Origin of the sequence: Synechococcus sp. OH30 (assembly GCF_047462175.1) — a bacterium.
In the GTDB taxonomy this organism is placed as follows: Bacteria; Cyanobacteriota; Cyanobacteriia; order Thermostichales; family Thermostichaceae; genus Thermostichus.
Map to the genome: position 1 here is coordinate 20,494 of NZ_JANSIP010000013.1, position 13,804 is coordinate 34,297.

16 protein-coding genes are annotated in these 13,804 nt (G+C 60.5%); 9 read left to right on the forward strand and 7 right to left on the reverse strand.

Annotation, left to right across the window (positions count from 1 at the left end; genetic code table 11):
- Positions 1 to 49: 49 nt before the first annotated feature.
- Positions 50 to 940 (reverse strand): ferredoxin--NADP(+) reductase, encoded by an 891-nt coding sequence (locus tag NW830_RS11095; protein ID WP_414362941.1) that lies wholly within the window; start codon positions 938 to 940, stop codon positions 50 to 52.
- Between the two features lie 256 nt (positions 941 to 1,196).
- On the opposite strand from NW830_RS11095, the gene NW830_RS11100 reads away from it, so the two are divergent.
- The 9 genes from NW830_RS11100 (at position 1,197) to NW830_RS11140 (ending at position 9,827) form a co-directional block, all read left to right on the forward strand.
- The gene (locus NW830_RS11100) at positions 1,197 to 2,204 is read left to right on the forward strand and encodes a phosphoribulokinase (RefSeq protein WP_414362943.1); all 1,008 of its coding nucleotides are present in this window, start codon (positions 1,197 to 1,199) and stop codon (positions 2,202 to 2,204) included.
- A gap of 73 nt (positions 2,205 to 2,277) precedes the next feature.
- On the forward strand, positions 2,278 to 3,009 hold the full coding sequence (gene pgl, locus NW830_RS11105; RefSeq protein ID WP_414362945.1) for a 6-phosphogluconolactonase: 732 nt from the start codon (positions 2,278 to 2,280) through the stop codon (positions 3,007 to 3,009).
- 108 nt (positions 3,010 to 3,117) lie between these two features.
- A complete protein-coding gene (locus NW830_RS11110; RefSeq protein WP_414362946.1) occupies positions 3,118 to 3,288 on the forward strand; it encodes a hypothetical protein in 171 nt (56 codons plus the stop codon).
- A 427-nt stretch (positions 3,289 to 3,715) separates the two neighbouring features.
- Positions 3,716 to 4,924, forward strand: coding sequence for a VLRF1 family aeRF1-type release factor (locus NW830_RS11115; RefSeq protein WP_414362948.1), 1,209 nt, complete (start codon positions 3,716 to 3,718; stop codon positions 4,922 to 4,924).
- Between the two features lie 105 nt (positions 4,925 to 5,029).
- Positions 5,030 to 5,536, forward strand: a complete 507-nt coding sequence (locus NW830_RS11120; RefSeq protein WP_414362949.1) for a DNA recombination-mediator protein A — start codon at positions 5,030 to 5,032, stop codon at positions 5,534 to 5,536.
- Positions 5,537 to 5,573: 37 nt separating this feature from the next.
- Positions 5,574 to 6,323: a septum site-determining protein MinC gene (gene minC / locus NW830_RS11125; protein ID WP_414362951.1), complete on the forward strand. Its 750-nt coding sequence runs from the start codon at positions 5,574 to 5,576 to the stop codon at positions 6,321 to 6,323.
- The gene (gene minD / locus NW830_RS11130; RefSeq protein WP_414362953.1) at positions 6,302 to 7,108 is read left to right on the forward strand and encodes a septum site-determining protein MinD; all 807 of its coding nucleotides are present in this window, start codon (positions 6,302 to 6,304) and stop codon (positions 7,106 to 7,108) included. The genes minC and minD overlap by 22 nt, the downstream gene beginning before the upstream one ends.
- 55 nt (positions 7,109 to 7,163) lie before the next feature.
- Positions 7,164 to 7,523 carry a cell division topological specificity factor MinE gene (minE, locus tag NW830_RS11135; protein ID WP_414362955.1) on the forward strand — a complete coding sequence of 120 codons (360 nt, stop codon included), beginning with the start codon at positions 7,164 to 7,166 and terminating at the stop codon, positions 7,521 to 7,523.
- Between the two features lie 153 nt (positions 7,524 to 7,676).
- Positions 7,677 to 9,827: a cation:proton antiporter gene (locus NW830_RS11140; protein ID WP_414362958.1), complete on the forward strand. Its 2,151-nt coding sequence runs from the start codon at positions 7,677 to 7,679 to the stop codon at positions 9,825 to 9,827.
- Here NW830_RS11140 and NW830_RS11145 read toward each other — a convergent pair.
- The 6 genes from NW830_RS11145 to tsaB form a co-directional block, all read right to left on the reverse strand.
- Positions 9,824 to 10,183 (reverse strand): gamma-glutamylcyclotransferase, encoded by a 360-nt coding sequence (locus NW830_RS11145; protein WP_414404696.1) that lies wholly within the window; start codon positions 10,181 to 10,183, stop codon positions 9,824 to 9,826. The genes NW830_RS11140 and NW830_RS11145 overlap by 4 nt on opposite strands.
- 21 nt (positions 10,184 to 10,204) lie before the next feature.
- On the reverse strand, positions 10,205 to 10,816 hold the full coding sequence (plsY, locus tag NW830_RS11150) for a glycerol-3-phosphate 1-O-acyltransferase PlsY (RefSeq protein WP_414362961.1): 612 nt from the start codon (positions 10,814 to 10,816) through the stop codon (positions 10,205 to 10,207).
- A 46-nt stretch (positions 10,817 to 10,862) separates the two neighbouring features.
- Positions 10,863 to 11,840, reverse strand: a complete 978-nt coding sequence (locus NW830_RS11155; protein ID WP_414362963.1) for a DNA polymerase III subunit delta' — start codon at positions 11,838 to 11,840, stop codon at positions 10,863 to 10,865.
- A gap of 93 nt (positions 11,841 to 11,933) precedes the next feature.
- Entirely contained in the window at positions 11,934 to 12,389 is a 456-nt protein-coding gene (accB, locus tag NW830_RS11160) for an acetyl-CoA carboxylase biotin carboxyl carrier protein (RefSeq protein WP_414362965.1), read from the reverse strand.
- Between the two features lie 47 nt (positions 12,390 to 12,436).
- On the reverse strand, positions 12,437 to 12,994 hold the full coding sequence (efp, locus tag NW830_RS11165) for an elongation factor P (RefSeq protein ID WP_414362966.1): 558 nt from the start codon (positions 12,992 to 12,994) through the stop codon (positions 12,437 to 12,439).
- Between the two features lie 44 nt (positions 12,995 to 13,038).
- The gene (gene tsaB, locus NW830_RS11170; protein WP_414362968.1) at positions 13,039 to 13,713 is read right to left on the reverse strand and encodes a tRNA (adenosine(37)-N6)-threonylcarbamoyltransferase complex dimerization subunit type 1 TsaB; all 675 of its coding nucleotides are present in this window, start codon (positions 13,711 to 13,713) and stop codon (positions 13,039 to 13,041) included.
- Between the last annotated feature and the right edge of the window lie 91 nt (positions 13,714 to 13,804).

Genomic DNA, 13,804 nt, shown 5'->3' on the forward strand with positions numbered 1-13,804 from the left:
GGCCGCTTCAGGGATCCTGGGGGTTTCTAGGAGAACAGGCGGGATCCCCTCAGTAGGTTTCCTCATTCCAGCGGCTGGCTTTCTTCAGCTCCCTCTGAAACTTGTTCCAGTCCTGGCCGGCTTGTTCAGCCACGGCCGCCATGACACTGTTGATGCCATCCTCCATCCCCTTGAGGCCACAGATGTAGACGTAGGTGTTGGGTTGTTGCAGCATCTCCCACAGCTCGGCACCGTACTCGGCCATGCGGTTTTGCACGTACATCTTTTTGCCGTCGGGGGTTTGCTGTTCGCGGCTGATGGCGTAATCGACGCGGAAGCGATCCCCATGCTCGGCTTTCCAGGCTTCCAGGTCGCCCCGGTAAAGCAGGCTGGAAGTGGTGGGTACCCCAAAAAATAGCCAGATCCTGCCCTGGTAGTTGGGATCCTCCTCCAGCAAATGCTTGATGAAGGCCCGAAAAGGAGCAATGCCAGTGCCGGTGGCAACCAGAATCAGATTGGCGTTCGGATCTTCCGGCAGCAGGAAAGTCTTCCCGGCCGGCCCCGTGATCATCACCTCATCCCCAGCCCTGAGATCAGTGAGGAAGCCGGAGCAGACTCCCACCCCCGGCTGGCCTGTCTCCCTATCCACGTATTCGGCCCGCTTCACGCTCAAAGAAACGGTGCGCCCCTCGCCATCGTCACCATAGCGGGTGGAGGCAATGGAGTAGAGGCGGGGCTTGTGGGGCTTGCCTTGGGCATCGACGCCAGGGGGAATAATGCCAACGCTTTGGCCCTCTAGGTAGCGGAAGTTAGGATCTGGCAAGTCAAGCACGATGTGCTTGGTTAGGCCAGGTGCCCCTTCCTCGACAAGGGAGTAGGTTTCCAAGCATTGGCCGATGAGAGGGGCGTTGGGGCGGTAGAGATTGACAACCACTTCTCGCTTTTGGGCGCTGGCAACCATGACTGGGATCTGCTCCTAGGAGTCGTAGCTATAGCAAACACCTTAGCAGGCTGCCTCTTGGGAAGGGAACAACTGGCAGGGATCTTCCTCGGCCATCCAGAAAAACGCCCCCGCCGAGCAGGGAAGGGTCTGGTGTCTTTCTCTAGCCCCAGGATTGCTTGCAATGGAGCGTCTTGTGGTAACATGCAAAGCCATAAAGATAACGTTTTCAGAAGCCTCCTTGCAGTTTTGCCCCGCCTATCCCCAAGGAGTTCCCATGGCAAGCAATCCCGAACGTATTGTGATGATTGGTGTTGCTGGAGATTCTGGCTGTGGCAAGTCAACCTTCTTGCGGCGGTTGGAGGACTTGTTTGGCCGGGATCTCATTACCACCATTTGTCTGGATGACTATCACTCCTTGGACCGCTACCAGCGCAAGGAAAAGGGCATCACGGCGCTGGATCCCCGTGCCAACAACTTCGAGTTAATGTACGAGCAGGCCAAGGCACTCAAAAATGGCCAGAGCGTAATGAAGCCCATCTACAACCACGAGACGGGGCTCATTGACCCACCCGAGCGAGTAGACCCCACCCCCATCATTGTCTTGGAGGGCCTTCACCCCATGTACGACGAGCGGGTGCGGGAGCTGCTGGACTTTAAGATTTATCTGGATCTGGCACCGGAAATTAAGATTGCCTGGAAGGTGAAGCGGGACATGGCGGAGCGGGGCCACACCTATGAGGACGTGTTGCGCTCCATCGAAGCCCGCCGGCCTGATTTTGAGGCCTACGTCGATGTGCAGAAGCGCTATGCCGACGTGGTGATCGAGGTGCTGCCCACTAAGCTGCTGCCGGAGCTGGATCCCGAGCACAAGGTGCTGCGGGTGCGCATGATCCAGCGGGAGGGGGTGAAGTACTTTGACCACGTCTATTTGTTTGACGAAGGCTCCACCATTGACTGGATCCCGTGCGGCAAGAAGCTAACTTGCTCCTACCCTGGCATTCGTCTGCACTATGGCCCCTCTACCTACTTTGACCAGCCGGTCTCGGTGTTGGAAGTGGATGGCAGTTTCGACAAGCTGGAGGAGGTTATCTACATCGAGAACCACCTGAGTAATCTATCGACCCGCTACTACGGCGAGCTGACAGAGCTTTTGCGCAAGCACCCAGAGTATCCGGGATCCCGCAACGGCTCTGGCCTTATCCAGGTCATCGTAGGCCTAAAGCTGCGTGCCCTCTACGAGAAGATCCAGATGGAAGCCAAGAAGCTGGCAGTAGCTTCCTAGGCTTTGCCTCTGCTGGAGGGGGATCCCTCTGCCTGGCTGGGGCAGTTGGGCAAGCGGCGATAGAGGGCGAGCAATGCAAGGATTCCAGTTGGAGGTCTGGCCGGAGGGAACAGCCTTTTTCCGGCGAGCGGTCGAGGTTTGGCAAGAGCAGGCCGCGGCAGCCATTCGCCAGCGGGGCCGCTTTACAGTGGCGCTGGCAGGGGGAAATACGCCGCGAAAGTTGTATGCCGCTTTAACCCAGACGCCGGGGCTCCCCTGGCAGCAAACCTGGCTGTTCTGGGGGGATGAGCGCTACGTTCCTCCGGATCACCCTGAGAGCAATTACGGCATGGTACGGCGGATCCTGCTGGAGACGGTTGGAGTTCCCGCCTCTCAGGTCTTTCCCATGCCCACCCAGGCAGGGGATCCCTTGCGGGATGCGGCGGAATACGAGGCGACCCTACGGCAGATTTTCGGCAACGAATGTCCCACCTTCGATCTCATCTGGCTTGGAGTGGGAGAAGACGGCCATACGGCTTCCCTGTTCCCCGGCACAGCCGCCCTGCAGGTGCAACATCGCTGGGTAACCGTGGGGCAGAAGGGAGAGGAGCCACGCCTAACTCTCACCTACCCTGTTCTCAACCAGGCCAGGCAGGTGGTGGTTTTGGTAACTGGAGCCGGCAAGGCTGCAATTGTCAAGGAGGCGCTGACAACGGAGGCCCACCTGCCCTGCCAGCGCCTCAATCCCCAAGGGCGGCTGCTGTGGCTGCTGGATGCGGCGGCGGCAGCTGAACTGCCCTTGCCCGCCGTGGCGTTGCTTGGCTAGGCTGCCCAGGTCAAGGTTGCCGGCTAAGGATGGCCATTTGACCCAGATCACCGCTGCCTCCCCCTTGTTTCGCATTTCATTGGGGCAGTTGGGTTAGAGCGCTGCCCCATGTCCATCCGCCTCATTGTCGAATCGGTTCTCCAGAGCACCCACCTCAGCCGCCAGCAAGAATCCCAAATCTGCCACCTCCTCCAGGAGGGGCTCTACGACGAATTGGATCTGGAGGCAATTGACCGACTAATCCTCGCTTTGCTGGAAGGGCAAGTCCAGCTCGAGTGAGAGGAAAGCTGCGCCACCTCCCCAACTCCTCAAGCCAAAGCTTAACCCAGTCTTCTGGAGCAGTTTAGTGGCTGGAGCAGGAGACAGCTACAGGGATCGCCGCAAGAGAGCTTTCCAAAGGGTTCCCTCCCCGGATCAGACAACGCCTAGGCCAGCCGTCAACCCCCTGCCCTCCTGCTAGCGCATAGAGGGCGAGCTTCCCGCTTCAACGGGAGCTTGTAGCACCGATGGCCCACCGCAGGGTTGCAACCGAGGCCATCCTATCTTCGCAGGGGTGTCTGCCTCCCGACCGTGACTCTGCAAGGACAGGGCGGAACTCCACCCCCGTACCCCAGCAGCTAAGGTCGGGGGATCCTTGAGAACCCTGTCCGCCTCCCTACTTGCCGTGATATCTTACTGGCTCTAACCAAGCCCTTTCTTGAAAACCATGAACGAACTCAACACCCTGATCCAGGATCTGCAAGCTGCCTTTGGCGACGGTGGCACGCCAGTGCTCTCGATATATGCCGACATCAACCCTGCCCGTCCCGAAAATACCGGCCGTGCCTGGGTGGGACGCATTAAAAACGCCATCAAGGAGCTGTCGGAGCTTCAGGAGAGCAAGCAGGACCCCTCCCTCTACGAACAAGTTCTTGCCCTGGTGGAACAGGAGCGCCCCTCTGCCCGTACCTTGGCTCTGTTTGCTAGCCGCAGCCCAGAGGGCAAGCTGGTGGTGCGCCGCATCGACCTGCAGGTGGAGCTGCCGGTAGTGGATCTGGCCCATGGGCGGGTGGAAGCCCGCTGGGGTGAGCCGTACTTGACCCCTTTGATTTTCGCCTTCGATGAATATGAGCGGGCCGGGGTGTTGCATCTGTCCGGAGCCAGGTGGCACTTCTACGAACTCTTTTTGGGAGAACTGCGGGAGGACACGGAAATCTTTGCCAACATCGGCGCCGACGAGTGGCGAGAACTCCAGGAGCTAGCCGACCGCATCGAAAATGCCGTTGCCGAGCGTCGGGCCCGCAGCGGCGGCACCTTCGACAAGCTCTCTCCTAAGGAGCGGGAGGCGGCCAAGGTCAGCCTCTGGATGCACAAGCTCTACCAGCGCCTGGCCCAAGCCCTCGACAAAGCTGTGGACCGGCTGGGCATTGAGCGGCTGGTGCTCATGGGCGAAGTCTGGCAGGTATCCCATTTCGAGGGCTACCTCAACCGTGGCCTGCGCAACCGCATCGTCGCCCGGGTAGGACACCCCGCCAACCTCCACGCCCCCACACCCCAAGACATCCTCGACCGAGTGGTGCCCGTCCTGGAGGCCGCCGAGCGGCGAGGGGAACTGGCTTTGTTGGAGCGGATTCGAGAGCAGCCCGGCGCTTGGGGCCTAGATGCAGTGCTAGACGCCCTCCAGCTAGGTCGGGTGGCAATTTTGGTCTTGCCCTGGAGGCTAGAGGCCACCATCTGGCGCTGTCCAGACGGCTCGGTGGGAGGAACCCCAGAGATGGCCCAGCTCCTCTGCCCGGAGCCGCAACCAGTGCCCCTGCGGGATCTCGTGTGGGTGCTAGCCCGCGATTTTGGCGCTAAACTGGAGTTCGTCCGCGGCGAGGCCGAAGATCGCCTCCTCCAGGAGTTCCAGGGAGCGGCAGCGCTGCTGCGCTGGTAGGTCTAGCTACTTGAAGAGGGAAGGCCCAACCCTCTAGCTAGATCCCCCAGCAACAGTGTAGGCTGCTAGCATAACCTAGCTCATCCAGTTTACCGAGGGATCCCCTTGACCCAGTCCATTGATCTCCCCACCAGCGTCGATACGTTTTTGCAAGAGCTGGCCGCCATTCAGCAAGTGGGGCCTAAGCGGATAGCCATCTTGGGCACTCGCCATGTGCCCATCACCCACCAGTACCTCATCGAGACCCTCAGCTACGCTCTGGCCCTTACCGGCAACCGCATCCTCACGTCCGGCGCTATTGGTACCAACCTAGCGGTGATTCGGGGAGCAATGCGGGCAGATGTCAAGTCCTTGACGGTGATCCTGCCCCAAAGCTTAGAGCGACAGCCGGCGGAGTCGCGGGCCAGTCTGGAGCAAGTGCTGCATCTGGTGGAACACCCTGAAAACGACCACCTGCCTTTAGCGGAGGCCAGTCGCCTCTGCAATTTGGAAATCATTAGCAAGTGCCAGCAATTGATCTGTTTTGCCTTTCACGACAGCGTCACGCTTTTGGAGGCCTGCAGACACGCCGAGGAGCAACACAAGGTGGTGACGCTCTTCTACTTTGACTGATTCCTTATTTAGGCAAGGGAGGGGCTGGGCAGGCAGGATGGGATCCCTAGCGTGGAACTCGCCAATCTTCCCCGCCGGGATAGGAGCAGCCAAAGGGGGGGTCTATTTTCGCTCTGATGCCCATGGGATCCATTTGCACTTGCCTGCCACCCTAGCTTGGGAAGAAGTTTGGGACGATCTGGTTTGGCAGTTGCGCAGCCGCCGACCCTACTGGAGGGGGATAGCTCCTCTAACCCTGTGGTGCCAGGAGCGCGAGCTGGATCTACCCACCCTACAGGCTCTGGCTGTCTTGTTGGCGCAGTATCGGCTGCAGCTGTGGCGCGTCCAAACCGGATCCCGGGCAACCGCCATTGCTGCAGCGACCTTAGGCTACTCTGTAGAGCAATTTTCCCCTCTAGAGGCGGCTCCCCCTCTTCCCCCCGACACTGCCCCTCTGTACCTGCGTTCAACCGTGCGCTCGGGCATGTCCGTACGCCACCGCGGTTCTGTCTTCCTGTTAGGAGATCTCAACCCCGGCGGCGAGATCATTGCTGGCGGCGACATTTGGGTTTGGGGACGGCTGCGGGGGCTGGTGCATGCCGGCGCTGAGGGGGATAGGAGCGCGGTGATCCTTGCTTTGCAGTTGGAGCCTACCCAATTGCGCATTGCCGACCAGGTGGCCCGCCCGCCGGAAGGAGGATCCCCCCCCAACACGCCGGAGGTGGTTTACTTGCAGGAGGGTGTCATCTGCATTGTCAGCCTTCAGGAGTTTCTGCGGAGAAGAGCATGGGCCGAGTTATCGTCATAACCTCTGGGAAGGGAGGAGTGGGCAAGACCACCCTAACGGCCAACCTGGGCACTGCCTTGGCGCACTTGGATCGCTCGGTGGTGGTGGTGGATGCCGACTTTGGCTTGCGCAACTTGGATCTGCTGCTGGGTCTAGAGAATCGAGTGGTGTACACAGCGCTGGAGGTTATAGCGGGGGAATGTCGACTGGAACAGGCGCTGGTGAAGGATAAGCGCACCCCCAACTTGGTCTTGCTGCCGGCGGCCCAAACCCGCAACAAAACAGCAATCAACCCGGAGCAAATGCGGCAGTTGATGGAGAAGCTGGCCAGTAGCCATGACTATGTGTTGATTGACTGCCCAGCTGGGATTGAGCAAGGGTTTCGCAATGCCATTGCGGGGGCAACGGAAGCTCTGCTGGTAACTACGCCCGAAGTAGCAGCGGTGCGGGATGCAGACCGGGTGGTGGGCTTATTGGAAGCGGCAGGGATCTCCTCAATCCAGCTAATTGTTAACCGCCTGCGCCCCGACATGGTAACCGCAGGCCAGATGATGGCAGTGGAGGATGTGGTGGAGGTGCTGGCCATCCCGTTGGTGGGTATGATTCCAGAAGACCGCGAGGTAATTGTCTCCACCAACAAGGGGGAACCCATGGTTTTGGCTGCTAATCCTTCTCTGGCTGCCCAGGCCATCCAGCGCATTGCCCGACGGCTGGAAGGGGAGAGGGTGGAGTTCCCCAAGTTGGCCAGCTTGAGTGAGTCTTTCTGGGAAAAGGCCAAGCGATTTTTAACCCAAAAGGTGTTCTGAAGCTAACTTTGCCTGGAGTTTTTGCTTTCCCAGCCATGTTCCCTCAATAAAGCCCATGCTCCTCGATTTTTTGGATCAGCTTTTTTCCCGACCCCCCGGCAGCAGCCGCGAGCAGGCCAAGCAGCGCCTGAAACTCATCTTGGCCCACGACCGCACCAATCTCAGTCCGGCAGCCCTAGAATCGATGCGGCTAGAAATTTTGGGGGTAGTCTCCCGCTATGTGGAGCTAGACCCAGAGGGGATGCAATTCCACTTGACCGTGGAGGGGAGCACAACAGCTCTTATTGCTAACTTACCCATTCGCCGAGTTAAGCCGCTGGCAGCAGTCGATCCCGACCCTGCTGGGCAGGGGCAGCAGGATCCTATTGCCCCAGAGGGCAGTCAGGGGAGTTCACTTCGGCCTGAGCTACCCTAGACTCAAAGAGCATCTACCTGTAGCTAAGGCTGGCCTACTTCTTAGAATGCGTCCCAGTCCAGATTCGCTGCAGATGGCAACCTTGAGTAGCAACTTTGCTGAACACGAGAGCTGCTGGGGCAGAGTTCTCACTGAGGGAGGTTGAGCCTCGGCATGGAAAACTCCTTTGAGCTGACGATCCTGTTTACGCTGGCCTTGGTGGCCGGGATCGCAGCTCAAGTCCTGGCCAACTTTGTCCAGGTGCCCAGCATTGTTTTCCTGCTGCTGTTTGGGGTGTTGCTGGGGCCAGACGGCTTGGGCTGGGTTCGCCCTCAGATCATGGGATCCGGTCTAGAGGCGCTGGTGTCGTTGGCAGTAGCCCTGATCCTATTTGAGGGGGGGCTGAACCTGCGGCTGCAACGCCTCAACCAGGTCTCCACCAGTCTGCGCAATTTGGTGCTCCTGGGATCCCTGCTGACCTTGGGAGGAGGGGCACTGGCAGCCCACTATTTGGGAGAGTTCCCCTGGCCCCTGGCCTTTTTGTTTGGATCCCTGGTGGTGGTGACGGGGCCAACTGTCATTAACCCCATCCTCAAGCGGGTACGGGTCGATCCCGCCGTCAGCACCCTCTTGGAAGGGGAAGGGGTGCTCATCGATCCAGTCGGAGCCATCTTGGCGGTGGTGGTGCTGCAGGTGGTGCTTTCTGGTCACCCCAGCTTCCTCATGGCCTTGGAGCAGCTCTCTAGCCGCTTGGCCATTGGGTCGGCAGTGGGAGCGCTGGGGGGCTGGCTGATGGGATCCTTTCTGCTCTGGTCGCGGCAGTTTTTGAGGGAGGAGTTGCGCAACTCGGTGGTGCTGGCAGGGGCGCTGGGGGTGTTTGCCCTGGCCCAGTCGCTGCGCTCAGAAGCGGGGCTGATGGCGGTGGTGATGGCGGGGCTGGTGGTGCGGCAGAAGGCGGCCATTGCCGAGCGGAGCGTGCGCCAATTCCATGGCCAGTTGGTGGTGATAGCCATCTCGGTGCTGTTTATCTTGCTGACCTCTACCCTTTCTCTCAAAGCAGTGTTGGCTTTGGGCTGGGGAGCGCTGGCCACGGTGCTCTGCCTGATGCTGGTGGTTCGCCCCTTGAGTGTGTGGCTGTGTACCTGGGGCAGTGACCTCAACTGGCGGCAAAAGTTGTTTGTGGCCTGGCTGGCTCCCCGCGGTATTGTGGCGGCCTCGGTGGCTTCTTTGTTTGCCATTTTGTTGACGGAGCGAGGCATTACTGGGGGAGATGCCCTCAAGGCGCTGGTGTTTTTGACCATCTCGGTTACGGTGACGGTGCAGGGGTTGACCGCCGCTTGGGTGGCTCGCTGGTTGGGTCTGGACCAGGGCAGTTCCACGGTGATCATTGGGGATCACCCCCTGGTTGAGCCGTTGGCAGAGTTGCTGCGCTCCCTCAATCAGGCGGTGGAGGTGCTGCCGCTGCCGTCGGGATCCCGTCTGCGCGAGCCTGCTGGCCTAGCCCAGCTCAACGGCCACAAGGTCGCCTATGCCCTGGGGGATCCCTCTGGGAGTAATGGAGCCGGTGGAGCTGAAGAGAAAGTTGGCCGGCTGCTGCCGGGATCCCTGCAGGAAGTGGTGCTCAGCGAGTCGGCCCTGTTGAAGGCCGATATTGACCATGCGGAGACGCTGCTGATCCTGACGCTGGATCCCCAGATGAACTGGGCCATTGCCGAGCTGATGGTGAAGCTCTCGGTTTCTGCTGCCATCTGGACGGTGCTGCTGCCGGAGATGCCCATTTCCGAAGGGATCCGCACCCTGCCGATCCCCTTTTCCCAACTGCAGCGCTGGGCCAGCTACCTGGAGGCCAAGCGAGTGGAGCTGCGCTCGATTACCCTGCCCACCTTGGCAGACCTGGGCCTAAAGTCCTCTCGGTCGGCAGGGATCTCCGCTCAGGACTCGACTGCAGCAGGCCGTCCAGCACCCCTCAACCCCTTTTCGGCCCAGCTGGGGCTGGAGGATCCCACGCTGGAGCGGCTGCGGGATCAGTTTGCCTATCGGATCAAAGCCGATCTTTGCCTGCCTTTGTTGCTGGTGCGCCCGCAGCGAGGAGGGGGCTGGTGGCAAAAGGGAGCTCGCTCCTCCCGACTGGAGCGGTTATTTTACCTGCCCAAGCCGGACATTTGGCGGCGCGGAGATCGCATTTACTACCTGGAGCGCCTTGCCAGCCCTGGAGAAGCCACTGCCCCCTCTGGCAGAGAGTTAGATGCCCCAGAATGGGATCTGCCCCCAGCCGAGTTACTGCCCCAGTATGTTGAGGGCATCAAGCTCCACTTTGACCTCTAGGAAGGTCGGGGCAGCCAGCGGCCACTGGGGATAAGGGGGCACCCCTGCACCTGCTCGGGCCGGCCCAGGTAAACCCAGGCCGAGGTGCCACTGTCCAGTTGCACCCACTGCCGTTTGTACAGCCGCGGGTGATCTTCCAGCTCGTCCAGGCGGGGCAACAGGCTCAAGGGAATGCGGTAGCGCTCGCCGTAGAGCCGGTTGCGGCCAGGAACGGCCATGGGGTAGGGGCCGAGATCGTAGAGATCGATGTGGTTGAGGCTGTCTGTCCCCAAAAACTCCGCTCCTTGCAGCAGACGGTGGTACTGGCCACCCCGCAGCAGGGATCCGTAGACAAAAACCACGGTCGTTGGTTCCATCGTGCTCTGGGACAGGGGGAATTAGGGGGATTGGACCAATTTTTGGCCAAGGCGGGGCTCTGAGCCGGCCAGCAGGCGCTCGATGTTGCGCCGATGGGCAGCAATGACATAAACCCCCCCTGCCAGGGCAAACAACCCATAGGGCAGAGGCTGACCCAGAGCCCACATCAGCAGCGGCGCCGCCACCGCCGCCAGCAGCGAGCTGAAGGAGACAATGCGGGTAAGGGCGATCCCCAGCAGCCAGACGCCAAAGGTAGCCAGGGCCACCGGCCAAGCCATGGCCAGCAAGATTCCCAGGCTGGTGGCCACCGACTTGCCTCCCCTAAAGCCCAGCCAGCAGGAGCGGCTGTGGCCAACCACTGCCCCAAAGGCCGCCACGACCACCCACCACGGGGATCCCAAAGCCGATCCCAGCGCCACTGCTGCTGCCCCCTTGGCAGTATCCACCAGCAACACCAACAGCGCCGGTCCCTTGCCCAGCGTCCGCAACACGTTGGTTGCCCCTGTCGAGCCGGATCCCTGCTGACGAATGTCGATCCCGCCCCACCAACGGCCTACCCAGTAGCCGGTGGGGATGGATCCCAGCAAGTAGCCTCCAAGGGCGGCGAGGAAAGCCAAAAGCCAGGTAGGCATGGGCAGGTCTTGAACGCTCTTTCTCACTTTGCCATAGGGCTTGGGTTCAACTGCTGTCGAATCCGGCCAGGTTGACCTCCCAAGCAAGGCGCGGCTGTACAAAGTGCAAAAGCTGGTGGCGAATCTGTTCCAATTGCCAGATGGCCTGGCGGGATCCCTGCGCCCAGAAATGCTGCTGCAGATAGTCAATCAGCCACAGTTGCGCCGGCAAATCAAGAGCGGCCACCGCCCTGGCCAGTTCCAGGGCCTGCCGCAGCGAGGGGGGCCAGCGTCTAAGCTCTTGCAATAGCGACGGCGGGATCCTTTGCAGGTGCTGGTGGGCCTCCAGCGCCCGCCCGGGGCTGCCTTGGGCCAGGGCAATCAGCTCAGAGCGAGGGATCCCGGGCAGCTCCGGGCAGTTCAAACTAACCAACACCCGCTCTACCTCTGCTGGGCCGAGGCGGCGGAAAGGCACCATCTGGCAGCGGGACAACAGCGTCGGCAGCAGGGAGGCCGCCTGGGAAGCAATGAGAACAAGGTGGGCTGAGCCGGGCTCCTCCAGGGTTTTTAGCAGAGCATTGGCCGCACTCTCTGCCAGGGTTTCCGCCCCCTCCAGCACCACCAGGGAGCGGCGGGCGCAAATCGGCCTGCGGGCACAGAAGCGGGCCACTCCCTGCACCTGTTCCAGGCGAATTTGCGGCGGGGAGCGCCGCTGCAGAGTTTGCGCCTCGGGGGCCTCCGCTGCTATTAGGCGGCCCTGGTGGAGATAGGTGGGGCTAACCCAGTGGAGGTCGGGATGGGTGCCCGCTACCAGCCAACGGCAGTTGGAGCACTGGCCGCAGGGGATCCCCGAGCTGGCCTCGCAGAAGAGGGCCTGGGCAAACCAGCGGGCCATCAGCCCTCGCCCCACCCCCTCTGGCCCCGAGAAACAGTAGCTGGAGGTCACCCGCCCCTTTTCCAGAGCGGCCACCAGCAGCCGCGCCGCCAGCTCCTGCCCAACAATGTGCCGGGGGGGCAGAACCTTTACCCCCTCAATCTGGGGCATTGGCAGAATTGCTTCCTCCCTGGCAAAGGTCGGCAAGAGAGCTCTGGAGCCGCTGCTTCCTCAACACGCAAAGCTTCATCTCTGCTCCTGCTGTTAGGCCGTGGGATCCAGCCGCATTAGCACTTGGCCAAACTCCACCGGCTGGCCGTTGCTCACCAAAATCTCCTTGACCACGCCTGCCGTTTCTGCTTCTATTTCGTTCATTACCTTCATCGCCTCGATAATGCACAAGGTTTGGCCTTTGTTCACTCGTTGCCCCACTTGGACAAAATCCGCTTCTCCAGGAGCAGGAGCGCTGTAGAAGGTACCCACCATGGGTGCTACCACCTCCACCCAGTGGCTGGGGGGAGATTTTGGGGCAGTCCCTGCAGTAGGAGGCTCTAGCGGAGCAGAAGGAGTGGAGGGAGCGATTGCGGCAACCTGAGCAGCAGGGATCCCCTTGCGCAGAGTCAGGCGGAAATCTTTGCACTCGAGAGTTAGTTCGGTAACATCGCTCTCTTGCAGAGCGGCCAGTAGAAGGCGAATTTCCTGCCAATTAATGACATCCAAGGGAAGTCACCTGTCCACAATAGCAACCTAGCAGCGGGCAAGAGTCCTCACTCGCGGCCCAGATAAGTGTCCGTGCGAGTATCGACTCGAACCCGCTCTCCCACTTTAATAAACAGGGGCACCTGGATCTCGGCACCGGTTTCTAGCTTGGCAGGTTTGGTTCCTCCTGTAGCCGTATCTCCCCTAACCCCCGGGTCAGTTTCCACCACTTCCAAAACCACACTGTTGGGCAGTTCCACATCGATCACCTGCCCCTTCCAGCGCAAAACAGACACTTCCATATTTTCCTTCAGGTATTTCACAGCAGAGCCCACCTGAGCGGTACTGATCACAGCTTGCTCATAGGTCTCCATGTCCATGAACACGAGGTTGTCCCCTTCCGCATAGAGGTACTGCATGTTCACCTTTTCAATGGTGGCAGCAGGCAGCATTTCGCCAGCGCGGAAGGTTTTCTCGACAACGTTGCCGGTCTGCATGTTTTTGAGCTTGGTGCGCACAAAAGCCGCCCCTTTGCCAGGCTTGACGTGCAGAAACTCAATGACTTTGTAGGGAGCGCCATCAACTTCCACAGAGACGCCGGGGCGCAAATCATTGCTTGAGATCATGTCAGCACAGGATCCGTTGCCTAGACTTCCTAATCTTACCGCGCCTAGGGGGTACTCCGATTCAGTCCTCTAAGATCAATGGGCGCTTGCCGTCCATACCTAGGCAACACTGCCTGCCACGAGGGGCGCAGGCCCGCTAGGAAGTCGGCACGGGCCAGCTCTGCCAATGCCAGCACAGGCGCTGGATCCACCCAATCGGCGGCATCCACCGCCAGCGCTTGCGGCCACTGACGGAGAAGGGCCTGCCAAGCCGTTTCCCCCCAGAGCTGATCCGAGACTTCGGCCCCTAGCTGTTCCGGACCCACCCGGTACACCCCGCCATACCGCTCCCCCCGCTTGGCGTCCATGTGGACCGCCACCGTCAAGGGCTGAGGGGGGGATCCCTGCTCCTGCCACACCCGGCGGGCAACAACCGCTAAGGACGAGTAGCCAAACACTGGAATGCCTAGCTGCTGCCCCACTAGCCGCGCCACGCTTACCCCCAAACGACTGCCGGTAAAACTCCCCGGCCCCACGGCAACGGCGATCCCCGCCACTTGTGACCAGTCCTGGCCAGCTAAAAAGTCTCTCAAGTGAGGGTGCAGCCGCGCCGCCATCTGGTGATCAAGCCACCAGCTTTGGCTGCGGCCTTCCTCCTGCTCTCCTTCTAGCGGCAACAGGGCGAGGCCCAAAACAGGCGTGGTGGTGTGAATCCCTAGAATCCAGCGGGTAAGCGACATGGCCTTTCTTAGGGGAGTTGACAGAACTTAATGGATGGTTTAAGGTTGGGTTGTCAATCTTCGCACTTCCGCAGGGAAGTTAGGTCTTATG

What these genes read in the sequence shown, in the direction of transcription:
- minC (WP_414362951.1), top strand. Translation starts at nt 5,574, where the DNA reads ATGGGATCCCTAGCGTGGAACTCGCCAATCTTCCCCGCCGGGATAGGA.
- plsY (WP_414362961.1), bottom strand. Translation starts at nt 10,816, where the DNA reads ATGCCTACCTGGCTTTTGGCTTTCCTCGCCGCCCTTGGAGGCTACTTG.
- tsaB (WP_414362968.1), bottom strand. Translation starts at nt 13,713, where the DNA reads ATGTCGCTTACCCGCTGGATTCTAGGGATTCACACCACCACGCCTGTT.
- NW830_RS11155 (WP_414362963.1), bottom strand. Translation starts at nt 11,840, where the DNA reads ATGCCCCAGATTGAGGGGGTAAAGGTTCTGCCCCCCCGGCACATTGTT.
- NW830_RS11145 (WP_414404696.1), bottom strand. Translation starts at nt 10,183, where the DNA reads ATGGAACCAACGACCGTGGTTTTTGTCTACGGATCCCTGCTGCGGGGT.
- NW830_RS11115 (WP_414362948.1), top strand. Translation starts at nt 3,716, where the DNA reads ATGAACGAACTCAACACCCTGATCCAGGATCTGCAAGCTGCCTTTGGC.
- pgl (WP_414362945.1), top strand. Translation starts at nt 2,278, where the DNA reads ATGCAAGGATTCCAGTTGGAGGTCTGGCCGGAGGGAACAGCCTTTTTC.
- NW830_RS11110 (WP_414362946.1), top strand. Translation starts at nt 3,118, where the DNA reads ATGTCCATCCGCCTCATTGTCGAATCGGTTCTCCAGAGCACCCACCTC.
- NW830_RS11140 (WP_414362958.1), top strand. Translation starts at nt 7,677, where the DNA reads ATGGAAAACTCCTTTGAGCTGACGATCCTGTTTACGCTGGCCTTGGTG.
- minE (WP_414362955.1), top strand. Translation starts at nt 7,164, where the DNA reads ATGCTCCTCGATTTTTTGGATCAGCTTTTTTCCCGACCCCCCGGCAGC.
- efp (WP_414362966.1), bottom strand. Translation starts at nt 12,994, where the DNA reads ATGATCTCAAGCAATGATTTGCGCCCCGGCGTCTCTGTGGAAGTTGAT.
- minD (WP_414362953.1), top strand. Translation starts at nt 6,302, where the DNA reads ATGGGCCGAGTTATCGTCATAACCTCTGGGAAGGGAGGAGTGGGCAAG.
- NW830_RS11095 (WP_414362941.1), bottom strand. Translation starts at nt 940, where the DNA reads ATGGTTGCCAGCGCCCAAAAGCGAGAAGTGGTTGTCAATCTCTACCGC.
- NW830_RS11100 (WP_414362943.1), top strand. Translation starts at nt 1,197, where the DNA reads ATGGCAAGCAATCCCGAACGTATTGTGATGATTGGTGTTGCTGGAGAT.